Annotated in this window: 26 protein-coding genes; 15 read left to right on the forward strand and 11 right to left on the reverse strand. The window is 65.0% G+C overall.

The annotated features are described in order from the left end of the window. Positions 1 to 2 precede the first annotated feature (2 nt). From leuS to V6R86_RS03405, 3 genes are read left to right on the forward strand one after another with little or no spacing between them, the layout of a single operon-like run. The gene (leuS, locus tag V6R86_RS03395; RefSeq protein ID WP_338502116.1) at positions 3 to 2510 is read left to right on the forward strand and encodes a leucine--tRNA ligase; all 2508 of its coding nucleotides are present in this window, start codon (positions 3 to 5) and stop codon (positions 2508 to 2510) included. After that, positions 2507 to 3007: an LPS assembly lipoprotein LptE gene (gene lptE, locus V6R86_RS03400; protein WP_338502118.1), complete on the forward strand. Its 501-nt coding sequence runs from the start codon at positions 2507 to 2509 to the stop codon at positions 3005 to 3007. The genes leuS and lptE overlap by 4 nt, the downstream gene beginning before the upstream one ends. Next, positions 3004 to 4017, forward strand: a complete 1014-nt coding sequence (locus tag V6R86_RS03405; RefSeq protein WP_338502119.1) for a DNA polymerase III subunit delta — start codon at positions 3004 to 3006, stop codon at positions 4015 to 4017. The genes lptE and V6R86_RS03405 overlap by 4 nt, the downstream gene beginning before the upstream one ends. Before the next feature lie 9 nt (positions 4018 to 4026). Here V6R86_RS03405 and V6R86_RS03410 read toward each other — a convergent pair whose 3' ends face one another. The 9 genes from V6R86_RS03410 to hemE form a co-directional block, all read right to left on the reverse strand. Further along, positions 4027 to 4911: a ParB/RepB/Spo0J family partition protein gene (locus V6R86_RS03410; protein WP_338502121.1), complete on the reverse strand. Its 885-nt coding sequence runs from the start codon at positions 4909 to 4911 to the stop codon at positions 4027 to 4029. Next, positions 4908 to 5687 (reverse strand): AAA family ATPase, encoded by a 780-nt coding sequence (locus V6R86_RS03415; RefSeq protein ID WP_338502123.1) that lies wholly within the window; start codon positions 5685 to 5687, stop codon positions 4908 to 4910. The genes V6R86_RS03410 and V6R86_RS03415 overlap by 4 nt, the downstream gene beginning before the upstream one ends. Then, on the reverse strand, positions 5684 to 6271 hold the full coding sequence (gene rsmG / locus V6R86_RS03420) for a 16S rRNA (guanine(527)-N(7))-methyltransferase RsmG (RefSeq protein ID WP_338502125.1): 588 nt from the start codon (positions 6269 to 6271) through the stop codon (positions 5684 to 5686). Before rsmG ends, V6R86_RS03415 begins: the two co-directional genes overlap by 4 nt. After that, positions 6268 to 7950, reverse strand: coding sequence for a tRNA uridine-5-carboxymethylaminomethyl(34) synthesis enzyme MnmG (mnmG, locus tag V6R86_RS03425; protein ID WP_338502127.1), 1683 nt, complete (start codon positions 7948 to 7950; stop codon positions 6268 to 6270). The genes rsmG and mnmG overlap by 4 nt, the downstream gene beginning before the upstream one ends. Positions 7951 to 8004: 54 nt before the next feature. Next, entirely contained in the window at positions 8005 to 9282 is a 1278-nt protein-coding gene (gene mnmE, locus V6R86_RS03430; RefSeq protein ID WP_338502129.1) for a tRNA uridine-5-carboxymethylaminomethyl(34) synthesis GTPase MnmE, read from the reverse strand. A gap of 44 nt (positions 9283 to 9326) precedes the next feature. After that, the gene (locus V6R86_RS03435) at positions 9327 to 10055 is read right to left on the reverse strand and encodes a YjbE family putative metal transport protein (protein ID WP_338502130.1); all 729 of its coding nucleotides are present in this window, start codon (positions 10053 to 10055) and stop codon (positions 9327 to 9329) included. Between the two features lie 147 nt (positions 10056 to 10202). Beyond that, positions 10203 to 11459 (reverse strand): transcription termination factor Rho, encoded by a 1257-nt coding sequence (gene rho, locus V6R86_RS03440; protein ID WP_249454933.1) that lies wholly within the window; start codon positions 11457 to 11459, stop codon positions 10203 to 10205. 181 nt (positions 11460 to 11640) lie between these two features. Then, entirely contained in the window at positions 11641 to 12096 is a 456-nt protein-coding gene (locus tag V6R86_RS03445; RefSeq protein WP_338502134.1) for a CopD family protein, read from the reverse strand. Beyond that, entirely contained in the window at positions 12096 to 13118 is a 1023-nt protein-coding gene (gene hemE, locus V6R86_RS03450; protein WP_338505390.1) for a uroporphyrinogen decarboxylase, read from the reverse strand. Before hemE ends, V6R86_RS03445 begins: the two co-directional genes overlap by 1 nt. A gap of 322 nt (positions 13119 to 13440) precedes the next feature. On the opposite strand from hemE, the gene V6R86_RS03455 reads away from it, so the two are divergent. From V6R86_RS03455 to V6R86_RS03500, 10 genes are all read left to right on the forward strand, one after another. Beyond that, entirely contained in the window at positions 13441 to 14025 is a 585-nt protein-coding gene (locus V6R86_RS03455) for a Maf family protein (RefSeq protein ID WP_338502136.1), read from the forward strand. Then, positions 14022 to 14882 (forward strand): shikimate dehydrogenase, encoded by an 861-nt coding sequence (locus V6R86_RS03460; protein ID WP_338502138.1) that lies wholly within the window; start codon positions 14022 to 14024, stop codon positions 14880 to 14882. Before V6R86_RS03455 ends, V6R86_RS03460 begins: the two co-directional genes overlap by 4 nt. Beyond that, positions 14879 to 15472 (forward strand): dephospho-CoA kinase, encoded by a 594-nt coding sequence (gene coaE, locus V6R86_RS03465; RefSeq protein WP_338502140.1) that lies wholly within the window; start codon positions 14879 to 14881, stop codon positions 15470 to 15472. The genes V6R86_RS03460 and coaE overlap by 4 nt, the downstream gene beginning before the upstream one ends. Before the next feature lie 8 nt (positions 15473 to 15480). Next, complete coding sequence (dnaQ, locus tag V6R86_RS03470) at positions 15481 to 16188, forward strand: DNA polymerase III subunit epsilon (protein ID WP_338502142.1); 708 nt, start codon at positions 15481 to 15483, stop codon at positions 16186 to 16188. A gap of 28 nt (positions 16189 to 16216) precedes the next feature. After that, entirely contained in the window at positions 16217 to 16795 is a 579-nt protein-coding gene (gene hpf, locus V6R86_RS03475; protein ID WP_338502144.1) for a ribosome hibernation-promoting factor, HPF/YfiA family, read from the forward strand. 67 nt (positions 16796 to 16862) lie between these two features. Next, positions 16863 to 17327: a PTS sugar transporter subunit IIA gene (locus V6R86_RS03480; RefSeq protein ID WP_338505391.1), complete on the forward strand. Its 465-nt coding sequence runs from the start codon at positions 16863 to 16865 to the stop codon at positions 17325 to 17327. After that, on the forward strand, positions 17308 to 17790 hold the full coding sequence (locus tag V6R86_RS03485; protein WP_338502146.1) for a PaaI family thioesterase: 483 nt from the start codon (positions 17308 to 17310) through the stop codon (positions 17788 to 17790). The genes V6R86_RS03480 and V6R86_RS03485 overlap by 20 nt, the downstream gene beginning before the upstream one ends. Next, entirely contained in the window at positions 17787 to 18113 is a 327-nt protein-coding gene (locus V6R86_RS03490; RefSeq protein ID WP_338502147.1) for a DUF1491 family protein, read from the forward strand. The genes V6R86_RS03485 and V6R86_RS03490 overlap by 4 nt, the downstream gene beginning before the upstream one ends. 185 nt (positions 18114 to 18298) lie before the next feature. Next, a complete protein-coding gene (locus V6R86_RS03495; RefSeq protein ID WP_338502149.1) occupies positions 18299 to 18961 on the forward strand; it encodes a cell wall hydrolase in 663 nt (220 codons plus the stop codon). Positions 18962 to 19031: 70 nt separating this feature from the next. After that, positions 19032 to 19529 (forward strand): MmcB family DNA repair protein, encoded by a 498-nt coding sequence (locus tag V6R86_RS03500; RefSeq protein WP_338502150.1) that lies wholly within the window; start codon positions 19032 to 19034, stop codon positions 19527 to 19529. On the opposite strand, the gene V6R86_RS03505 is transcribed toward V6R86_RS03500, so the two are convergent. Then, complete coding sequence (locus V6R86_RS03505) at positions 19526 to 20128, reverse strand: ankyrin repeat domain-containing protein (RefSeq protein WP_338502151.1); 603 nt, start codon at positions 20126 to 20128, stop codon at positions 19526 to 19528. The genes V6R86_RS03500 and V6R86_RS03505 overlap by 4 nt on opposite strands. An 84-nt stretch (positions 20129 to 20212) precedes the next feature. Here V6R86_RS03505 and V6R86_RS03510 point away from each other — a divergent pair, with 84 nt between their 5' ends. Together V6R86_RS03510 and V6R86_RS03515 are read left to right on the forward strand one after the other, a co-directional pair. Then, positions 20213 to 20650, forward strand: coding sequence for a YcgN family cysteine cluster protein (locus V6R86_RS03510; protein WP_338502153.1), 438 nt, complete (start codon positions 20213 to 20215; stop codon positions 20648 to 20650). Beyond that, positions 20640 to 21332: a M48 family metallopeptidase gene (locus tag V6R86_RS03515; protein WP_338502155.1), complete on the forward strand. Its 693-nt coding sequence runs from the start codon at positions 20640 to 20642 to the stop codon at positions 21330 to 21332. Before V6R86_RS03510 ends, V6R86_RS03515 begins: the two co-directional genes overlap by 11 nt. Here the strand turns inward: V6R86_RS03515 and V6R86_RS03520 are convergent. Continuing rightward, complete coding sequence (locus V6R86_RS03520; protein WP_425335937.1) at positions 21282 to 23444, reverse strand: transglycosylase domain-containing protein; 2163 nt, start codon at positions 23442 to 23444, stop codon at positions 21282 to 21284. The two genes, V6R86_RS03515 and V6R86_RS03520, sit on opposite strands and share 51 nt — an antisense overlap. Positions 23445 to 23485 lie beyond the last annotated feature (41 nt).

Genomic DNA, 23485 nt, shown 5'->3' on the forward strand with positions numbered 1-23485 from the left:
GCATGACCACCGACCGTTTCGATCCGGCGGCGAGCGAAGCCCGCTGGCAGGAGCGGTGGGAGGCAGACGGCTGCTTCCGCGCCGATAGCGCCAGCCCCAAGCCCAAGGCCTACGTCCTCGAGATGTTTCCGTATCCCAGCGGACGCATCCACATGGGGCACGTCCGCAACTACACCATGGGCGACGTCCTCGCCCGCTATCGCCGCGCGCAGGGCTTCGAAGTGCTTCACCCGATGGGGTGGGACGCCTTCGGCATGCCGGCCGAAAATGCGGCGATGGAAAAGGGCGTGCATCCGGGCGCCTGGACGCTCCAGAACATCGAGCAGATGAAGGCGCAGCTGAAGCGCCTCGGTTTCGCGCTCGACTGGAGCCGCGAGCTCGCCACCTGCAAGCCCGACTATTACGGCCACGAGCAGGCGCTGTTCCTCGACCTGTTCGAAGCCGGCCTCGTGTTCCGCCGCGAATCGGAGGTGAACTGGGACCCGGTCGACATGACCGTGCTCGCCAACGAGCAGGTGATCGACGGCCGCGGCTGGCGCTCGGGCGCGCCCGTCGAGCGGCGCAAGCTGAACCAGTGGTTCCTGCGGATCACCGACTTTGCCGAGGAACTGCTCGAAGGTCTCGGCACGCTGGACCAGTGGCCCGACAAGGTGCGGCTGATGCAGGAGAACTGGATCGGCAAGAGCCGCGGGCTACAATTCCGGTTCGAGCGGCCGGAAGGCGGCAGCATCGAGGTGTTCACCACCCGCCCTGACACCATTTTCGGCGCCAGCTTCCTTGCTATTTCGCCCGGTCATCCAATCGCCGAGGCGCTCGCCGCCGAGCGGCAGGATGTCGCCGACTTCATCGCGCTGGCCAAGCAGGGTGGCACCACCGCGGCCGAGATCGAAACCGCTGAAAAGCTCGGCTTCGATACCGGCCTTACCGTAACCCATCCGCTCGACCCGGACTGGCAGCTGCCGGTCTGGATCGCGAACTTCGTGCTGATGGATTACGGCACCGGTGCGCTCTACGGCGTCCCGGGCCACGACGCGCGCGACTTCGAATTCGCAACCAAATACGGCCTGCCGATCAGCCGCGTCGTCGCGCCTAGCGCCGATCAGGCCGACGCCCCACTGACAGAAGCCGAAAACGCGCCCGGGATCGCGGTCAACAGCCGCTTCCTTGACGGCCTCAGCACCGATGCGGCCAAGGCCGAAATTATCCGCCGTGCCGAGGCGGACGGCTGGGGCGAGGGCAAGACGCAATATCGCCTCCGCGACTGGGGCGTCAGCCGCCAGCGCTATTGGGGTACGCCGATCCCGATCATTCACTGCGAGGCATGCGGCGCGGTTCCGGTGCCAAAGGCGCAGCTTCCGGTGATCCTGCCCGAAGATGTCACCTTCGATGTCCCGGGAAACCCACTCGATCGCCATTCCACGTGGAACAAGACCGAGTGCCCCAAGTGCGGCCAGCCGGCGCGACGAGAAACCGACACGCTCGACACCTTTGTCGACAGCAGCTGGTACTTCATCCGCTTCGCCTCGCAGCCCAAGAACAAGCCGTTTGACCGCGCCGAAGCCGAAGTTTGGCTGCCGGTCGGCCAATATATCGGCGGGGTAGAGCACGCGATCCTGCACCTGCTTTATGCCCGCTTCTGGACGCGCGCGCTGGAGCGGATCGGCAAGCTGTCGGTGAAGGAGCCGTTCAAGGGCCTCTTTACGCAGGGGATGGTCACGCACGAGACCTACAAGGCGGGTGACGGAAGCTGGCTCAGCCCCGATCAGGTCACCCGCAACGGCGACGATTGGACCCACGTCGAAAGTGGCGAACCCGTGACGGCCGGCCGCGTCGAGAAGATGTCCAAGTCAAAGAAGAACGTGGTCGACCCGGATGCGATCATCGACCGCTACGGCGCCGACGCCGTTCGCTGGTTCATGCTGTCGGATTCGCCGCCCGAGCGCGATCTCGAATGGTCGATCGGCGGTATCGAAGGCGCCGCCCGCTTCGTTCAGCGCGTGTGGCGCCTGGCGACCAGCCCGGCGGTATCCGAAGGCACCGACGCCGCGCTTACCCGCAAGCTACATCGCGCGATCGCCGCGGTCGGCGCGGCCATCGATGGTCTTCAGTTCAACAAGGCGGTGGCCGCGCTCTACGAATTCGTCAGCGCAGTCGAAAAGGCCAAACCCTCGGCCGACCGCAGCGCCGCCATCTGCGCGCTGGTGGTGCTGATCGCGCCCATGGCACCGCACCTCGCCGAAGAAGCCTGGGCCGCGCTGGGCGGGGAGGGGATCGTCGTCGATCAGCCTTGGCCTGCCTTCGATCCGGCCCTGCTGGTCGACGAAGAAGTGACCATCGCGGTGCAGGTCAACGGCAAGCTCCGCCACACGCTCAATGCGCCGCGCGGCATGGCCCGCGACGACCTGCAGGCAATGGCGCTCAGCGCGGACAAGATCGCTGCGCTGCTTGGCGATACGGCGCCCAAGAAAGTGATCGTGGTCCCCGACCGCCTTGTGAACATCGTCCTGTGAATCGGCTCGCTCTTATTCTCGCTGCGGCCACGCTGACGGCCGGCTGCGGCCTGCGTCCGGTCTACGGCGGCGGCGCGAGCGGTCCGACCGCTACCTTCCTGACCTCGGTCGCGGTGCAACCCATCGGCGGGGGTCGCACCGGCTGGCTGCTGCGTGCCGCGCTTGCCGATCGCCTTGGCGAACCGACCCAGAGCGCCCGCCGGTATCGGCTCGAAGTCGAAGTCGATGACGACCTCACCAGCTTCGGCATTCGCGGCGACACCGCGGTGACGCGCGAGCGCCGCACCATTCGCGCGCGCTACCGCCTGGTCGACAATGCCACCGGCCAGGTCGTGCTCGACGCGACGGCCGGCTCCGATGCCGGGATCGACGTCGCCAGTTCGCCCGTCGCCACGCTGGCTGCCGAGCAGACCGCTGCCGAGCGGCTGGCGCAGGTCGTCGCCGATCAGATCGTCGCCCGCCTCGGCCAATATGCGGTGCGGAGGGATCGCCGGTGAGGCTGACCCGGGACAAGGCCGCAGCGACGCTCGACCGCCCGGACCCGTCCCATCGCTTCTTCCTTTTCAGCGGCGCCGACAATGCGGCGAGCCGGCTGTTCGCGCAGCGCGTGATGACGGCGCTCAGTGCCGAAAAGATCAGTGTCGCGGGCGCGCAGCTCAAATCCGATCCCGCCTGGCTCGCCGACGAGGCTGCCAGCCTTCCGATGTTCGGTGGAGCGCGCCTGCTGTGGATCGAGCCCGCCGGCGAGGAGATCGTGCCTGCCCTGGAAGCGCTGCTGGCGCTGGAACGGGTGGAAGCGCCGACGGTGGCGATCACCAACGGCTCGCTCAAGAAGACCAGCGGTTTGCTCAAGCTGGCCGAGGGCAGCAAGGCCGCGATCCACGTCGCCAGCGAGCAGCAGACCCCGCGCGAACAGATTGGTGCCATCAGCGAGCTTGCCCGCAAGGAAGGGCTGACCGTCAGCGCGTCGCTCGCCGAACGAATTGCGGAGGAGGCCGGCGGCGATCTCATCCTCGCCCGTCTCGAGCTTCAGAAGTTCGCACTTTACGCGGGTGCCTCGCCCGATCAGCCGACCGAACTCGCCGAAGGCGTCGTGGACGCGCTTGGCATCGACCAGGCCGAGGCGGAATATGGCCGGGCAGGCGATCTCGCGCTGGCGGGCGACGTCGCCGGCTTGGCGACCGAGCTTGCGCTGATGGATGCGGCGGCGATGGATGCCATTCCCGTCGTGCGCGCCCTGCAACGCCGCTTGCTGATGCTGGCGCCGCTCCGCGCTCGGGTGGAACAGGGTCAGCCGCTAGGGTCGGTTACCCAGTCGGTGTGGCAGCGTGATAAGCCGGTAGTGAGCCGCATCCTGCCGCGCTGGACGGCGTCGCGGCTGTCAGAAGCGTTCCAGCGTGTGCAGAAGCTCGAGCGCGACATCCTGCTTCGCCCGGTGCCGCCGAGTGCTGCCCTCGGCGAAACGCTGATGCAACTGGCCCGCGTCGCGGCAGCAAACGGCCGCTGATCGAACGACTTAAATCGGTTCGCCGCTCAACCGCTGGCAGATGAGATCGAGCTGATCGAGGCTTGAGAAAGCCACGCTGACCTGCCCAGCGCCACTCTTGTGCTGGATCGTCACCTTGAGCCCCAGGAGATCACCGAGCTGGCGTTCGAGCGCCAGCAGGTCAGCGTCACGTGCTGCGGACGACAGGCGGGCGCCTCCCCGTGACGGCTCGTCGCTCCCGCCCGGCCGACGCTTGCGGGCAAGCGCCTCTGCCTGACGGACAGACAAGCCCTTGCTCACGATTTGCTCGGCAAGCTGCTCGGCATCGGCCGACGAAGCGATCGCACGAGCATGCCCCATGGTCAGCGTCCCGGCTTCCAGATGCGCCCTCACGCTTTCAGGAAGATCCCGCAATCTCAACAGGTTGGATACGTGACTACGGCTCTTCCCGACGAGCTTGCCCACCTCTTCCGGCTTATGCCCGAACCGCTCGACCAGGGCCGCATAGGCGTCGGCTTCCTCAAGCGGACCGAGATCGGCCCGCTGGACATTTTCGATCAGCGCGACCTCAGCCGTCCCCGCCTCGTCGAAATTGCGCACGATCGCAGGGATCCGATGCACCTGCGCCCGCTGCGCCGCCCGCCAGCGCCGCTCGCCGGCGACGATCTCGAAACGGCCTGATTCTGCGGCAGGGCGCACCAGAATCGGCTGAAGAACACCGCGCGCCGCGATCGACTCCGCAAGCTCGGCCAAGGGCCCCTCGGCAAAGATCCGCCGCGGCTGGCGCGGATTTGGCTGGATCAGGCCAATCTCGATCTCGCGCACACCCTCGGCGCTGCCGACAGGGACCGATACCGGAACGTCACCAAGCAGCGCCGAAAGGCCGCGGCCCAAGCCTCGTGCCTGCTGATTCATGCGGCTTCCTTCAATGCTGGCAATCGCGCCATCAGTTCGCGGGCCAAGCCGACGTAAGCGGTCGAGCCCGAACAGCGCAGGTCGTAAATGAGCGCCGGCAACCCGTGGCTCGGCGCTTCGGACAATCGCACATTGCGCGGCACCACGGTGTCGAACACCGCCGGGCCGAGGCAGGCCCGGACATCCTCCGCGACCTGCGCGGACAACCGGTTGCGGCGATCGAACATGGTCAGGGCAACACCCAGGATCGACAGCTCCGGGTTAAAGCGGGTGCGGATCCGCTCAACGGTCTGGAGCAACTGGCTGAGCCCTTCGAGCGCAAAGAACTCACATTGCAGCGGAACCAGGAGATGCCGCGCGGCAATAAGGGCGTTGACGGTGAGGAGGCCAAGCGACGGGGGACAATCGATCAGGCAGATATCCCACCGGGGCGGCGCCGCCTCGAGCGCATCGAAAAGACGATGCGTCCGGCGCTCGAGGTCGACCAATTCGACCTCGGCACCGGAAAGGTCCTGCGTCGCGGGCAGAAGATCGAGCCGGGGAACGCGAGTCGGCTGAACCGATGCGTCCACTGTCTCCGACCCGATAAGCACCTCGTAGGACGAGCGCTCGCGGGACTGCGGACCAATGCCCAGACCAGTCGAGGCATTACCCTGCGGATCGAGATCGATCAGCAGCACCTTCCAGCCCATGGCGGCCAGGCCCGTGGCGAGGTTGATGGCGGTCGTTGTCTTGCCGACTCCACCCTTCTGATTGGCAATCGCAACCGTGATCATTTACGCCCCGTCCTACGCCGCACCCGTTGCGCCACCAGGATCCGGGCATCTGGATCGGTTCGGCTGGGTTTGAGCTCGAAATCACCTTGCCACGTGGTGCGCGCTTCCGCCAGTTCCATCTCGGCACTTCGCCCCTTGGGAAGCACCCACCGCCCGGTTGGCGCGATCAGCGGGCTCGCCATGGCGAAGAGTTTATCGAGGGTTGCGACCGCTCGGGCTGTCACGACGTCAAAGTGACCGACGACGTTTTCCACCTTGCCCGTGATCACCGTGACGTTTTGTAAAGCTAACGTTTCGCGGCAATGCTCTAGAAACTCAGTGCGTAAACGTCGCGGTTCGACCAACGTGATATGGCGGACACCCGCGATCGCCAGGACTAATCCGGGCAGTCCGGGTCCACTCCCGATGTCTAGCCAGTATGCATCGACGGGTGCGTGTTCGAGCAACTGTAGCGAATCATCGATATGTCGAACGCGGATCTCTTCTTCGGTACGTCGACTTATGAGATTCTGACGACTGTTTTCCCCTAGAAGCAGATCGGCGAACGCCTCAAGTTTATCGCTCGTTTCACGTGAAACAATCATGCTGCCAAGCGCGCAGTCGCCACGTGTAATGCGGTGAGAGCCGCTGGCGTAATACCCGGCACACGTGACGCCTGATCCAACGTCTCGGGCTTCGCTATGAACAATCGCTCCGACATCTCGGCCGAAAGTCCTGGGACACCATTGTAGTCGAAGACTTCTGGAATCCGAACGCCCCGTGCTCGCTCCACGGCTTCCCACTCCCGCTTCTGTCGTTCGACGTAAGGCCTATAAAGTGCATCGGCCATGCCTTCGTCGGTCGAAGCGAAGTCCGGTTGATCACGCAATTCAAAATGACGCAGAATAGCAGCGCGTCGTTGTGGCGAAATCGCTCCGCTATTCAGTGCATCCCTTCCAAGACGCGCGGTCGCATTGTCCGCTCGCAAAAGCAGGCGATACTCCGCGCGGGCGGTCATCATGCGGTAGGGCTCGCTGACGCCTTGCAAGGTGAGGTCATCCACCATGACCCCGATGTAGCTGCTGCGCCGGTCGAAGAGCATAGATGGCTCATTCGCGACATAACGGGCGGCGTTGAGGCCGGCGACCAACCCTTGTGACGCGGCTTCCTCGTAACCCGTCGTGCCGTTGATCTGCCCGGCAAGGAAAAGGCCCGGCAAGTTGCGGAGTTGGAGGTCGGTGCCGAGCAGGCGGGGATCGACAAATTCATATTCGACTGCATAGCCCGGCCGAGCGATCTCGGCGCGCTCAAGTCCGGGAATGCTGCGGACGAAGGCCTGTTGCACCGCCACCGGCATCGAGGTCGAGATGCCGTTGGGATAAACGAGATGGTCGGTCAAACCTTCCGGCTCGAGAAAGATCTGATGCCCGTCACGGTCCCCAAACCGTCGGACCTTATCTTCTATCGACGGGCAATAACGCGGGCCACGCCCTTCAATCGCGCCTGAATAGAGGGGCGACTGGGCCTCGGCTTGGCGAATGATGTCGTGGGTGGCTGGTGTCGTCCGGGTGATCGCACAGCAAAGCTGCGGAAGCGCCCGTTCCGCCTGAGGGTAGGCAGAGAAGGACCATTGCTCACTGTCGCTCGGCTGTTCGTCCAGCCTCGCCCAATCGATCGTCCGACCGTCAAGGCGCGGCGGGGTGCCGGTCTTCAGACGCTTCGGAGCGAGCCCTAACTCCCTGATTTGTTCGGCAAGGCGAATGCTTGCTTTTTCCCCCGAACGACCGGCCGGCTTGCTCTCAAGACCGGTGTGGACGCGCGCATCGAGGAACGTACCGGTGGCGATGACGACGGCGGGTGCGATCAGCGACGACCCATCAGCAAGTTCGACCCCGCTCACCCGCCCGTTTCGAACCGTGAGACAGACTGCCTCGCCGAAGAGACGCTCAATAGGCAGGTCGGCCAGGAGCCGCTCGATGGCCTTTTGATAATGAACGCGGTCCGCTTGCACCCGTGGGCCCCACACCGCAGGCCCCTTGCTGCGATTGAGCATGCGACGGTGAATCGCGGATGCGTCCGCGGCCCGCGCCATCAAACCGTCGAACACGTCTAATTCCCGGACCAAATGGCCTTTACCAACCCCACCAATCGAGGGGTTGCAGCTCATCTGGCCGGCATTCGAAGCATCAAAGGAAAGCAACGCTGCCTTCGCGCCTGATCGCGCCGCAGCGGCTGCGGCCTCGCATCCAGCGTGGCCGGCACCGATCACAATCACATCGAACATGCTGGGCCACTATCACAACTGCGGGCCGAAAGGAGCTGTTTCACGTGAAACAAGCTATTTTCCCAAACAGAAGCGACCGAAGAGAGCGTCGAGGACGTCCTCCGTGCTTTGATGACCAGTCAGTTTATCGAGTACATTCAGAGCGGAACGGAAACATTCTGCCACGATGACCAGATCGTCATTTACTGTCGTGGTAAGACTATTGGCGGCTTCGTTGATCAACGCTCGCTGCCGTCGATTGAGTGCCACCCGATCTGGCGGCGGCAATAGCGCCTTTGCTTCAGCGAGAATGGCAGCACGTAGGGCGTCGGTACCATTCGGAACATATACGGACGTGGGAATACTCTCGTCCGGCGCGGCCCCTCGCTTGTCGGAACGTGAGTGAACTATCAAAACGCTGTCGAAAGCAGGTGCGTCATCCGGGTCGCCGAGCCATAACAGGATATCCGCTGACGTGATCGCTTGCTGCGCGCGGTCCACACCGATCTGCTCAACCGCGTCCTCGGTCTCATGCAGGCCGGCGGTGTCCTGCAAAATAAGTGGAATTCCACCCAGATCGATCCGGGCTTCGAGAACATCGCGGGTGGTCCCGGCGATAGGGGTGACGATCGCCTTGTCGCTACCGACCAAGGCATTGAACAAGCTCGACTTCCCGCTGTTCGGGGGACCGGCGAGAACGACTGCCAAGCCATTGTGCACTAGTTCGGACGGCGGCTGCGCAAGCCAGTCTTGCCATTCCGCGCGGAGCGCACTCGCCTCGACGACAAGTGCATCGAGATCGAGATTGGTTTCGTCTTCATCCCCGACATAATCGATCGCCGCTTCCGCGCGGGCCGAGAGAATCACGAGTCGTTCACGCCAAGCTTCGATCTGACGCCGCAAACCGCCGCCCGCGCTTTCAACCGCCGCACGGCGTTGCCATTCGGTCTCGGCGGAAAGGAGATCCGCAAGGCCCTCGGCCTGGGTGAGATCGAGGCGTCCATTCAGCATCGCGCGCCGCGTGAACTCGCCCGGCTCCGCTTCGCGCAAGCCCGGGATGGCGGCAAGCTCTGCAAGGCAGCGGGCGACGACGGCGCGGCCTCCGTGAAGATGAAGCTCGACCAACGGCTCGCCAGTGGCCGTGTTCGGTGCCGGAAAATGGATGACCAGGGCTTCGTCGATAAGCGCGCCGTCGGCTGCAGTCAGTCGCCGCACGGCCGCGCGCCGTGGTTCCGGGAGTGAGCCAGCGAGAACGGCGACAGCCTGCTCGGCCATCGGCCCGCTTACACGGACGATAGCGATGGCAGCGGGCAGGGCGCCGCTCGAGAGGGCGAAGATGGTGTCGGTCGTCACCCCGTCAGCGATGCCCTTGGCCCGGGCATCGTGACAAGAGTGGTTCAGCCGAACAGACGACCGAGACCGACCTGGGGATCGATCCAGCCGTCGTAGATCATCTTCACCGCGACGTAGAGAATGACGCCCAGACCGACGTAGGCGATCCAGCGATAGCGTTCGATGTAGCGGGCGATGACATTGGCAGCGAGACCCATGAGGGCGACCGCGAATACCAAGCCGACGATCATGATGCCGGGGTGATCGCGCGCAGCGCCAGCCACGGCGAGCACATTGTCGAGGCTCATCGACACGTCCGCCACAGCAACCGCCCAGGCTGCCCCGGCGAAGCTCTTGGCGGGCCGGAGGCCGCTGTGCTCGTCACCGGTAACTTCGGGGCTTCCACCGCTTTCGCCAGCGTGGCGAAGCTCGCGCCACATCTTCCACGCCACCCACAGCAGGAGCAGGCCGCCAATCAGAATCAGGCCAACGACCTGCAGCAGCTGGGTCACGATGAGCGCGAAGAACACGCGAAGGACCAGTGCGGCAAGCACACCGATCAGAATGACTTTCTTGCGTTGCTCGGGCGGGAGGCCGGCGGCGAGAGCGCCAACCACGATCGCATTGTCACCGGCAAGGACGAGATCGATCATCAACACCTGCAGGAACGCCGACAAAGCTGCCGGCTCTCCGATGTTGCTGAAGTCATTGACGATCGAAGCCCAGATATCGGCCGGGCCGCCCAAGCCCGCAGGGGCGGCGTGCGTGGCAGCGGCGAGCAGCAATTCGAACATTAGAATCCCATCATGTCGTCAGCCCGAACCCTTGGCTCGAAGCACCGCAGCAAAGTGCGGAAACAGCAGAAAGCGCGTTCCCGGGTCAAGCCCCGGAACGACAAAGGCGTAAGCCGGGGGCAGGGAAGCGGTTCGCACCCCTGCGGCTTACTGATTCATCGACGCGAAGAAGTCTTCGTTCGACTTGGCGTCACGCATCTTGTCGAGCAAGAACTGCATCGCGTCGACGGTGCCCATCTGCATCAGGATCCGACGCAGCACCCACATCTTGGTGAGCGTATTCTGCGGGACCAGTAGCTCTTCCTTGCGGGTGCCGCTCTTGCCGACGTCGAGCGCCGGGAAGATGCGCTTGTCGGCGACCTTGCGGTCGAGCACGATTTCGCTGTTACCGGTGCCCTTGAACTCTTCGAAGATGACTTCGTCCATCTTGGAGCCGGTGTCGATCAGCGCGGTGGCGATGATAGAGAGCGAGCCGCCTTCCTCGATGTTACGGGCCGCGCCGAAGAAGCGCTTCGGGCGCTGCAGGGCGTTGGCGTCGACACCGCCGGTCAGCACCTTGCCCGAGCTCGGCACGACTGTGTTGTAGGCCCGGCCGAGGCGAGTGATCGAATCGAGCAGGATGACGACATCCTTCTTGTGCTCGACCAGGCGCTTGGCCTTTTCGATCACCATTTCGGCGACTTGGACGTGACGCTGCGCGGGTTCGTCGAAGGTCGAGGAGACGACCTCGCCCTTCACGCTGCGCTGCATGTCGGTAACTTCTTCGGGCCGCTCGTCGATCAGCAGGACGATCAGGAAGACTTCCGGGTTATTGTCGGTGATCGCGCGCGCGATGTTCTGCAGCAGCACGGTCTTGCCGGTGCGCGGCGGCGCGACGATCAGCGCGCGCTGGCCCTTGCCGAGCGGCGAGACGATGTCGATGACGCGCGCCGACTTGTCCTTGATGGTCGGGTCGAGCGTATCGAGCTTGAGCTTCGCGTCGGGATAGAGCGGCGTCAGATTATCGAAATTGACGCGGTGACGAAGCGCATCGGGCTCGTCGAAATTGATCGAGGTGATGCGATTCAGCGCGAAATAACGCTCGCCGTCTTTCGGCGCGCGGATTTCGCCTTCCACCGTGTCACCGGTGCGCAGGCCGAAGCGGCGCACGATCTGCGGCGTGACATAGATGTCGTCCGGGCCGGCGAGATAGTTCGCCTCGGCGCTGCGGAGGAAGCCGAAGCCGTCGTTCAGCACTTCGATGGTGCCGCTCCCCATGATCTCGGCGCCACTTTCGGCGCGGACCTTGAGGATGGAAAAAAGGAGGTCCTGTTTGCGCAGCGTCGACGCGCCCTCGATCCCCATCTCTTCAGCTTGCGCGACGAGTTGGGCGGGGGTCTTCTGCTTGAGGTCCTTGAGATGCATTGAGTTTGGACTCTAATTTTGGGAGTAAAGTACGCAGTCGAGTGACTGAAGGCCGCATCGAGGAACGAGCGGTCACACCGGCAAAGGTGGACAATACGGGCCGGTGCGGCCGTATTGAAAAGCGGCCTATGGCGGCTCGCTTGCCAAGTCAACATGGGGAGACGCGCTCCCCACGGCAAGCTCAGAAGGGTTTGACGATCACCAGCACAACGATGATCGCGGTCATGATGCCAGGAATCTCGTTCATGATGCGCAACGTCTTGTTTTCGAGGGGGCGGTCGCCGCGCGCGAGCTTGCGACCGTAGGCGCCGAGCCAGCCCTGGAAGCCGCTGAGCAAGATTACGAACAGCAATTTGGCGTGAAACCAGCCTTGGGTGAACGCGCCGAGGTGCACGGCGAGAGCAAGCCCGAGGACCCAGACGATGACCAGGGCGGGCCCGAGGATGATCGAGCGGGTGCGGCGCTCACGTTCGACCCACGCGCGATCCTCGGCCGAGCCGGGGGCGGTGGCGTGGTGATACACGTAGAAGCGCGGCAGCAGGAACAGGCCGGCAATCCAGAAGATCACAAAGGTGATGTGAGCGGCTTTCACCCACAGATAGGCATTGCCGAGGAAACCGATCGCGCTGTCGAGCATCAGGCGGCCTTTCCGAGCAGTCGAAACATCTGTTCGACATGCTCGATGGGGGTGAACTGGCCGATTCCATGGCCAAGGTTGAACACGTGTGGGCGCTCTTCCAGTGCCGACAGGACGCGGCGGACCGCCTTGTCCAGCGCGTCGCCCCCGGCGAGCAGGGCGAGGGGGTCGAGATTGCCCTGGACCGGCATGTTCTCGGGCAGGTTGGCATGGGCCCAGAGCGGATCCACCGTTTCGTCGAGACCCAGCGCATCGACGCCTGTTTCGCGGGCGTAAGCCGGAAGCTTGCCGCCGGCGCCCTTGGGAAAGCCGATGATGGTCAGCTCGGGCCGCAGCGCGCGCAGCTTCGAAACGATCCGCGCGGTCGGGGCGATCACCCAGCGCTCGAATTCAGACGGGGCGAGGCTGCCCGACCAGCTGTCAAACAATTGCACCGCATCGACCCCCGCATCGGCCTGGCCGACAAGATAGGTGACGGTGGCGTCCTCGATCGCGGCGATGATCGCGCCGAACTTGCCGGGGTCGAGATAAGCCAGGGTGCGGGCCTCGGCCTGCTCGCGGCTGCCTTCGCCGGCGACCATGTAGGTGGCGACGGTCCAGGGCGAGCCTGCAAAGCCCAGGAACGTCGTCTCGGGCGCCAACTGGGCCTTCACCTGCCGCACGGTCTCGTAGATCGCCTCGAGGCGCTCGGGTACCGGCTGGAAGCCCTCCATCTCCGCGCCCGACAGCGGGGGCTTCAACCGCGGGCCTTCACCGGCAACGAATGTCAGTTCCTGGCCCAGCGCATGAGGGACGATCAGGATGTCGGAGAAGAGGATCGCGGCGTCGAGCGGGAAGCGGCGCAGCGGCTGCAACGTGATCTCGGCCGCAGCGGCCGGATCGTAGACCATGTCGAGAAAGCCGCCCTTTTCCTGCCGCAGCGCGCGATATTCGGGAAGATAGCGTCCTGCCTGGCGCATCATCCAGACCGGCGGTGGATCGCGGCGCTCGCCCCGAAGCACTGCCAGGAGCGGCTTGTCGATCGCTTGTCCGGACGTCTGGTCGGCCACCCTTATCTCTTTCTCTTTGTAGATTCTTAAAAAGGTAGATGGAGTCAGTTGGGCCGGTGATACTGGGGAATAAGCGGCCCTCCCGCGGTTGCCAACAGGTGGCCGCAAACCGCGCCGCTCGCAAGACCGCCGAGTCGCGACCGTCAATTCCCGCAATCCACAGCGCTGTGGATGAGCTTATCCACGGTGGATAAGCGGCTTGGCGGAGTCTTGCCGATGGGCGCGGATCCGGGCGGTTGGTGTTGTCCCCGTGGCCGCGCTAAGGGTTGAGGGCGTTTTCTCCACAGGAACGAACATGGAACTTAGGCTCGCCTCGACCTCGCCGATCCGCGGCACGTTGCTCGCCAATGCGGGGATCGCCTACGCGGCGGAGGCGCCGGGCGTCGACGAGGTAGCGATCAAGGCCGGCTTCGGAGGGGACGACGCGGCGCTGACGATCGCGCTGGGCGAGGCCAAGGCGCTGGCGGTGTCGGAGCGGCATCCGGACGCCCTGGTCATCGGGAGCGATAGCTTGATCGGGGTCGAAGGGCGACGCTTCGACAAGCCGGCTGGACGCGAAACGGCGGCAGAGCATTTGCGCTTTTTCTCAGGCAAGATGATGGAGCTGACCAGCAGCGCGGTGATGGCCCAAAACGGCAAAACCGTGTGGAGCCATGCGTCGCGCGCTCGTCTGTCCGTACGGCCGTTGAGCGAAGGGTTTATCGAGGACTATCTCGACGCCGACTGGCCGGAGGTCAGCTATTGCGTCGGCGTGTTCCGGCTCGAAGGGCCGGGCGTTCAGTTGTTCGAGACGATCGAGGGCGATCACTTCACCATTCTCGGCCTGCCGCTCCTGCCGTTGCTCGGCGCGCTGCGGGAACGGGGTGCGCTGGCGTCATGACGTCCGACATTCCCTATGCCGAGGTCATCGGCGATCCGGTCAGCCACAGCAAGTCGCCGGTGATCCACAATTTCTGGCTTGGGAAACTCGGGCTTGAGGGCGAATATCGCGCCACTCGCGTCCTTAAGGACGAGATCGAACATTATCTGCACGAACGGCGCGGCGATCCGCTTTGGCGCGGATGCAATGTCACAATGCCACTGAAAGAGCTGGCGGCAAAAAAGGCCGATGCGCTCGACCAACATGCAGGTCGGATCGGTGCCATCAACACGCTGATACCTCGCAACAGCGGGCAGAAGATCGTTGGCTACAATACCGATTGGATTGCCATCCGAGACCTTGTTGCGCCGCTTCTTGCCACGCCAAAGGACGTGGTCGTGTCGATGCTCGGCACCGGCGGGGCGGCGCGAGCCGCCGTTTATGCCGTACGATCCGTTCGCGAACCACTATTCTTCTACACATACGCACGCACCTTGATTCAAGCCGTCGCCTTCCGAAGCAAAGTCGGCCTACCCGAGGATTATGCTGCCGGAGACCTGAAGGAATTTTGCTCGATCATAGGGCCCTTCAGATTGTTTGAAGCCGCATCGCTCATCATCAACGCTACGCCGCTCGGCAGCGCCGACGCGGCGCCTCTTTGTCTTGAACTCGAGGCTGAGGGTGACATCATGCTGCTGGATATGGTGACCAATCCCGCCGAGACCGAGCTGGTAACCGTGGCCCGGCAGGCCGGAATCAATGTGGCGACCGGGTTCGATATGCTTATCGAGCAAGCGGCGGCGGCCTTCCTTCTCCTCTTCGGCCACGAGGCACCGCGCGAATACGACACCGAACTTCGCACGCTGTTGACCGCATGAAGACGCTCGCACTCACCGGCTCGATCGGGATGGGGAAATCGACCGTGGCGGCGATGTTCGCCAAGCGTGGCATCCCGGTCTTTGATGCGGACGCGGCCGTGCGCCAGCTGCAGGGACCTGATGGCCGCCTCGTGCCCGTCATCGAGAAGCGCTTTCCCGGCACCACCCGCGACGGCGCGGTCGATCGCGAGGCGCTCGCCGCCGCCGTGCTCGGCAGGCCGGACGAACTCGCCGCCCTGGAAGCGATCGTCCATCCAGCGGTGCATCACGAACGCACCCGCTTCATTGTCGCAAACGGCGACGCACCGGCGCTGCTGTTCGACATCCCGCTGCTGTTCGAAACCGGCGGCGACAAGGTGTTCGACCAGGTGATCGTCGTCTCCGCTCCCGCCGAAGTGCAGCGCCAACGCGTCCTCGCCCGGCCCGGCATGACGCCCGAGAAACTCGACCACATCCTTGCCCGCCAGACCCCCGACGCCGACAAACGGGCGCGCGCCGATCACGTCATCGACACCTCGATCAGCCTCGCCGAAACCGAACGACAGGTTGACGCGATCCTTGCTGGACTGGGGCTCGCCCCGGGCGCATAGATTCAGCCATGCGCGAAATCGTGTTCGATACCGAAACCACCGGCGTCAATCCGGCCGGCGGCGATCGCATGGTCGAGATTGGCTGTGTGGAGCTGATCAACCGCTGCCCGACCGGGCGCGAATATCATGCCTATTTCAATCCCGAACGCGCGATGCCGAGCGAAGCGGAAGCGGTGCACGGCCTGAGCAGCATCTTCCTGTCGGACAAGCCCTTGTTCGGCGCCGCTTGCGAAGAATTGCTCGACTTCATCGGAGACGCGCCTTTGATCGCGCACAACGCCGGCTTCGACTTCGGCTTTCTCAACAACGAACTGGCGCTATGCGGGCGCGATTCCGTTTGCCTCAGCCGGATGATCTGCACCCTGGTGCTGGCGCGTTCGAAGCATCCGGGTGCCAAGCATAGCCTCGACGCGCTGTGCACGCGCTTCGGCGTCGACCGAACCGCCCGCGTGAAGCACGGCGCGCTGCTCGATGCGCAGCTCCTCGCGCAGGTCTATGTCGAGCTGACCGGCGGTCGGCAGATCGGCCTGTCGCTGGTCGCGGAGCTTGGCGATGGCGGGCTTCAGGCCAGCGGTTCCGCCACGGTCGTCGCCTCGACCCCCCGCGCGGTCCGCCCGGCCCGGCCGCACGCCGCGTCGCTTGACGAGTTAGCGGCGCATACCCAGTTCATCGCCAGGATGAAGGAGCCACTCTGGGCCGCCGTCGGCACTGCGTGAGGCTCTAACGACAAGGGAGAAGGCAGACATGGATATCAGGGTCTCAGGGCATCAGGTCGAGACCGGAGCGGCGCTCCAGACCCATGTCACCGATCGGCTCGAGGCGCTGACCGAACGCTATTTCTCCCGCGCTACCGCCGCTAACGTGACCTTTGGCAAAGGGCCGCACGACCACGGCTTCACCTGCGACATAGTGGCGCCGGTGGTGAATGGGGTAGTGCTGAAGGCCAACGGCCGGGCGCAAAGCGCGCAACAGGCATTCGAGGGCGCGGCCGACAAGATCGAAAGGCAATTGAAGCGCTACAAGTCGCGCCTGCGCGATCGAAAGGGTGCCGAGGCGATGGGCGGTCCCGGCTACGATGCCACCGCCTCCTATACCGTGTTCGCGGCGCCGCAGACCGAAGAGGAATCGCCGCCCGAGCATCCGCCGGTGATCGCCGAAACCCGCGTCGACATTCCCGAAAGCAGCGTGTCGGATGCGGTGATGATGCTCGATCTTCGCAACACCAATGCGCTGATGTTCCGCAACAGCAAGACCGGCGCGTTCAACATGGTCTATCGCCGCGAAGACGGCAGCATCGGCTGGGTCGAACCCCGGGACCGCTAGACCGCGCTGAAGCGTTGAGGCATTGGCCCGCCGCCGATCTGGCGGGCAGTAGAGTATTTGCGTGACCATGCAGCTTGCGACTTTTCTCGATTTCGACGCCAGTCGTCCTGCGCTGGTGGCACCGAACAAGCGCGCCCTGCTGCACGCGATCGGCCAGATTGCCGCGCAACGGCTCCAGCTTGACGTTGCCGATCTGGTGGGGGCGCTCAACGAGCGTGAGAAGCTTGGAAGCACGGGATTCGGCAACGGGGTCGCGATTCCTCACGGCAAGGTCGAAGGTCTGCGCCGGATCTACGGGCTGGTCGCGCACCTTGCCGAACCGGTCGATTACAAGGCGATCGACGGCACACCGGTCGACCTCGTCTTTCTGCTGTTGTCGCCGCCCGACGCCGGCGCCGATCACTTAAAGGCCTTGGCCGCGATCAGCCGCGTGGTACGACACGCCCCGACGCTGGAAAAATTGCGCGGCGCGCACACGCCCGACGCGCTGACCGCAGTGTTGATGGGGGTAGATGAGCCGCACGCTGCCTGACGACGGGATGGCCGCTCCAAGCGGGGCGGAAGCCCATTATCGTGCGCTCGAGCAACTCTATGCCTCGGCGCCGATCAATCTCCTGTTCCGCTCCTCGCTCACGCTCGAGGAAGCGGGACGGTCGCGGATCGACTTCACGGTAGAGCCGGCGAGCTTTCATGCTGCGGGTGCGGCGCACGGCACGCTGTATTTCAAGATGCTGGACGACGCCGCTTTCTACGCCGCGAACAGCCTTGTCAGCGATCGCTTTCTGCTTACGACCGCTTTCAATCTCCATTTCACCAAGCCGATGCGCGAAGGGCCCGCTGTGGCGGAAGGGCGCTGGGTGTCGGGCCGGCGGCGGGTGTTCGTGGCCGAAGCGCGGATCGTCGATTCAAGCGGCGAGGAATGCGCACGAGGCACCGGTACCTTCCTCCGCTCGCACATCGCACTGGCCGGGCTCCAAGGTTATTCGCCAGCATGAACGAAGCGCGGCTGGCGGCGGGTGTCGAGGCATCGGCGCTGCTGGCGCGGGCGCGTGATCTGGGCGGTTTTGGGACGGTTCTGCGCCGGGGAGATGCCGAGCGTGGCAGCCTGATGCTGGTGATTGCCGAGCGTGGGACGACCCGCTTTCTGGTACAGCGACTGCTCCAGCGGGACGGCCGCTACCAGTGGGAATCGCGCGAATCAGCCGATGGCGAGTCGCTCGACGCGCACCTCGCCAACGCGCAGAGTCGCGATCCCGATTTGTGGGTGATCGAACTGGATGTCCCGTCGGCGGAACGATTCATCGCTGAAATGACCTGAGCGACTTGCGCGTCGTGGCAAATGCGACGAACCGAGGAACAGCTTTCAGCGGGGCGCTCGCGTGGGTGGTCCAACCACCTGCCCGAGCCACGCGAGACGGGGGATCAGCCCAGGCGTAGTGACGCGGCCTTTTCGGCCCGACGAAACACGCTGACGGCTATTCACCGCACAAGATTAGGTTGTCAGTGGTTCGTCGTTTCGTCCTTATGCTTGCCGTCGCCGCGATGGGCGCCGCCTCCGTTGCTCCCGCTCAGGTTCTTCCTGGCGGGGCCACGGACCAGGTTGTAGCCGCGGTCGCCAAGACCTTGAACGAACCGATCGTCACCACTCCTCTTTCAAATGATCCCCTCGCCCCGGCCCAGGTTGCCGGTAGCGAAGAACCTGCGCTTCCCGCTCCTGTCGAGGAAGACAAGCCGGTCGCCGTCACTCGCGGCGCCAGCCTCAGCGAAACCGTTGCCAAGCTGCGCCGCAGCGACGCCGGTAGCCGTGAGCTCGAATGCCTCGCCGCCGGCGTTTATTTCGAAAGCAAGAGCGAGCCGCTCGCCGGGCAGCTCGCCGTCGGTCAGGTCATCGCCAATCGTTCGGAAAGCCGGGGTCGCTTTCCGTCCAGCTATTGCGGCGTGCTGACCCAGCGCGGTCAATTCAGCTTTGTTCGCGGCGGCAAGTGGCCGGCCGTCAACAAGAACAGCCTGCAGTGGAAGAATGCCGTGGCCGTGGCACGCATCGTCGATGCCGATCTTCACGACAGCAGCGTCGGCAAGGCGATGTTCTTTCATGCCCGCCGGGTCAGCCCGGGCTGGCGCCTGACCCGCGTCGCTGCGGTCGGCAATCACGTCTTCTATCGCTAAGTCCCTGCCCAGCGGCGATTGATCGCACAGGCGCTAGTTTCCGTTCCCGTCCTGTTCTAAGTACCCGGGCGTGTCCACCGCGCCCGAAACCCTTGCCCCCGCAGCTTGCTTCCAGGACCTCGCGCCGATCGCGATCGAGGTCGCGCGCGGGGTGACCCGGCTGTTCTGCCGGCAAGATCTGTTCGCGATCTGCGAAGTCCCGCTTCCCAATGGGCGGCGGGCGGATCTGATGGGGATCGACCCCAAGGGCAAGCTGACCATTGTCGAGATCAAGGTCAGCAAGGCCGACCTCGTTGGCGATGCCAAGTGGACCGATTATCTCGATTATTGCGACCAGTTCTTCTGGGCGGTGCCGCCGACGCTGGCGGGCCTGCTCGATGAAGAGCGGTTTCTGCCCGACACCGCCGGGGTGATCGTCGCCGACCGCTATGACGCGGCCGTGGTCCGCGAGGCGCCCGCACGGCCGCTCGCGCCGGCCCGGCGCAAGGCCGAAATCCTGCGCTTCGCGCGCCGTGCCGCCCGCCGCCTCAGCGCGCAGATCGACCCGACATTGGGTTTTGGCAGCTAGAGCTTGGGTCCGGCGATCGTAAGCGGCTTCTTGGCTGCCTTGGCCGCATCCATCAGCCGCAGCATTTCGGGCCCGCGACTATCCATCTTGGCATAGTCGCGCGCGCTGCGACCGGTCGCGTTGTCGGTCTTGTTCGAATTGGCCCCGCGCTCGGCGAGCAGCCGGACCAGCGGCAAATTGCGCTGCTGCACCGCGATAATCAGCGCGGTTTCGCCACGACGGTTGGTACGGTCGACCTCCGCCCCGCGTGCCAGGAGCAGGTCGGCCCCTTCCGCAAACCCGATGCGCGACGCGAGGATCAGCGGCGTGTCGCCGGCGCGATTGGCGATATTGGCGTCGGCCCCCTTGCCGAGCAGGAAGCGCAGCCAGGTGAGGTCACGCTGACCGACGACCAGGTGAAGCCCCGCATCGCCGCGATCATCGCGATAATTGACGACATTGGATCCAGGCTGCTCGATCAGTTCGGTGACCTTGCCGCCGTCGCGCTCCCGCACTGCCTGGAGGAAGCTATAGCCGGGGCTGGTCGACACCTGCGCGGCAGCCGGCACCGCCAGGCTCATCAACAGCAGGGCTCCAACCCCCAGACGCCGCTTGCTCATCGAATGTCCTACCCGTCGATCCACGTTAAACTCTTGATTGCGCGGGCCTAGCAGACCAAGTCTGGGCCGCCAATGAACAAGCCGATGCCCGACAAATCCCGCTGGTGGGATCAGCCGCTCGCCGCGCTCGACGCCGCGCAATGGGAAGCGTTGTGTGATGGCTGCGGCCGGTGCTGCCTCCACAAGCTAGAGGATGCCGACACCGGCGAGCTTTATCCGACCAACGTCGCCTGCAAGCTGCTCGACCGCAAGCACGGCCGCTGCACCGATTATCCCAACCGCAAGAAATGGGTCGCCGATTGCGTCCAATTGTCGAAGGATAAGCTCGAAGAGCTCGAATGGCTGCCCGGCACCTGCGCCTACCGGCTGCGGGCGTTCGGCGAACCGCTTCACGACTGGCATTATCTCGAAAGCGGCAGCCGCGAGAGCGTGCACGAGGCGGGCATGTCGACCCGCGGGTGGACTGTCAGCGAAGTCGATGCGGGCGAGCTCGAGTATCACCTCGTCGATCGTGATCTCTGACGACCCGCGCCTGCCGTTGCCGGTGCGGATCAGCCGGCTGAAGCGCTCACGGCGGTTGCGGCTGCGGGTCGATCATGACGCCAGGCTGCTCAAGCTCACCATGCCCTGGCGCCACTCGGCCCGCGCGGCGCTCGACTGGGTGGTGGGGCAACGGCCGTGGATCGAGCGCCAGCTCGCCGCCGCGCCCGACGCCGTGCCGCTTCACGACGGTGCCACCATTCCTGTCGAAGGTGTGCCGCTCGCGATCGTCCATCAGCCGGATGCGCGGCGCGGCGTGCGGGTCGAGGGCCAGGAGCTGATCATCGGCGGTCCCGCCGAAAGCGTGCCGGCCGCGATCGAACGCTGGCTGCGTGCCCTCGCCCGCGAACGGTTGAGTGCCGAGACCGCTCGAGTCGCCGCGGCGGCGGGCGTCACGGTCCGCTCGGTCAGCGTCGGCGATGCGGCGAGCCGATGGGGTAGCTGTTCTTCGTCAGGGGCGATCCGCTTCAGTTGGCGATTGATCCTCGCGCCGCCGCACGTCCTCCGCTTCGTCGTCGCGCACGAAGTCGCGCACCGCCTCCACATGGATCATTCGCCCGCCTTCAAGGCCGCCGAGGAGCGATTGTTCGGCGGACCGGTCGGCCCCGCCCGCTCAGAATTGCGTCGGCTCAGCCCGTCGCTGCGTGCCGTCGGTCGGCGCTAGCACCGGTCGCTCGCGCGGGGCCGGCGGCGGGGTCGGCGCGGGCGCGGGGGTCGGGGCGCGGCGGTCCACCGGGGGCTGGCCGAAGATGCGATCGACCTCGGTCGGCTCGGGCGCCGGACCCGGCTGAGTTACCGGTTGTGGGGTGATCGGTTCGGGCCCGAGCGGGTCAGCGGTCGGCGTTTCGATCGGATTGCCATTCTCGTCGATCAGCGGATCCAGCGCAAACTGGTCGTTGCCGAGGAAGCTTTCTTCGCCCGGCTCGAGCTGCCAGTCGGGCATCGGCACTTCGGTCTGGAACTGCTCCACCGGGCGATTGGCGACCGCCTTGACCATGAAATCACGGAATGCGCCTGCGGGGGCAGTGCCGCCCTGGAGGCCGGAAATCGCCTTGGCATCGTCGCGGCCCATCCACACGCCGGTGGTGATCCCGCTCGAAAAGCCGATGAACCAGCCGTCGCGGTTGGATTGGGTGGTGCCGGTCTTGCCCGCGACCGGGCGGCCGATCTGCGCCGCGCGGCCGGTGCCGCTCATCACCGCGGTCTGGAGAAGGTCGGTCATTCCCGCCGCGACCCACGGTGCGACGAGGACGCGGTCTTCGGTCGCGCTGTGCCGGTAGAGCAACCGGCCATCGGCGCTGGTCACACGGGTGATCGCATAGGGGCTGACCGAAATGCCGCGATTGGACACGGCCGCATAAGCGCGGGTCATGTCGATCAGCCGGACGTCGGCGGTGCCCAGCACCATCGATGGATAGGTCGAGATGGGCGAGGTGATTCCGAACCGCCGCGCCATGTCGGCGATGGTCCCGAAGCCGAGCTCCGCGCCGATCTTGGCGCTGACCGTGTTGATCGAGCGCGCAAAAGCTTCGCGCAGGCTTACCGGCCCGAGAAAGCTGCGGGTCGAATTGCGCGGACGCCAGCCTTCGACGTCGACCGGTTCGTCGACGACCGTGGTGGTCGGCTTCATCCCGCTTTCGAGCGCGGCGAGATAAACGAACAGCTTGAACGCCGATCCCGGCTGGCGCTGGGCCTGGGTCGCGCGATTGTAGATGCTCGACACATAATCGCGTCCGCCGATCATCGCCCGCACCGCCCCGTCGCGGTCGAGCGCGACCAAGGCGCCCTGGGCGCCGTTCGGCGTGTTGGCATTGATCGCGCGGTCGCCCGCCGCCTGCATGTTGGTGTCGAGCGTGGTCCACACCTCGATCGGCTCGCTGGTCTCGTCGATCAGCGTGTCGAGCTGCGGCAGCGCCCAGTCGGTGAAATAGCGAACGCTGTTCTGCTTGGTGCTGGGCTGCACCACGATCTGCGCCGGGTCGACGGAGGCAGCGGCGTCCGCCGTGACGAAGCCGTTGTCGACCATCGATTGCAGCACCACCCCTGCGCGGCCGCGCGCCGCTTCGACGTCGGCGGTTGGGGAATAATTGCTCGGCGCCTTGACCAGCCCGGCGATGACGGTCGCTTCGCCAAGGCTGAGACGCGATGCGCTATGCCCGAAAAAGGTGCGGCTGGCGGCATCGATGCCGTAGGCGCCGCCACCGAAATAGACGCGGTTGAGATAAAGCTCGAGGATCTGATTCTTGCTGAACTTGGCCTCGATCGCCATCGCCAGCACCGCTTCGCGCAGCTTGCGGGCAAAGGTCCGGGTGTTCGACAGGAAAATATTGCGCGCCAGCTGCTGGGTGATGGTCGAGCCGCCCTGGCTCCACCGCCCGGTCTGCGCCCGGACCTTGAGCGAGCGGGCCATGCCGATCGGGTCGACCCCCGGATGGTGACGGAAGCGCTTGTCCTCCACCGCGATCATCGCCGCGCGCATGGTGCCGGGAATACGCTCGTAGGGGATCCATTGGCCAAGGTTGGGGCCGAGCTGGACCAGCAGCTTGCCGTCGGCCGATCGCACCCGGATGTTCTGGCCGAGGTCGCTGCGGTTCGACAGGCTCTGGTAGGACGGCAGCTGGGTGTAGGCGACCGCCACCGCGACGCCGAGCGCGATCATGCCGAGCAAGGCCGCGACCAGCCCCCATTTGAACAAACGCAGCAGCCAGCCACCGATGCCGAGGCCGGGCTCGGCGGCAGCCGGTGCGGAACGAGGACGGACGGGCTGCCTGGCCATGTGGGCAAAGGGTTAGGGTCTAAGTCGTTGGGCGGCAAGAG

This window comes from Sphingomonas kaistensis (assembly GCF_036884275.1).
Lineage (GTDB): Bacteria > Pseudomonadota > Alphaproteobacteria > Sphingomonadales > Sphingomonadaceae > Sphingomicrobium > Sphingomicrobium kaistense_A.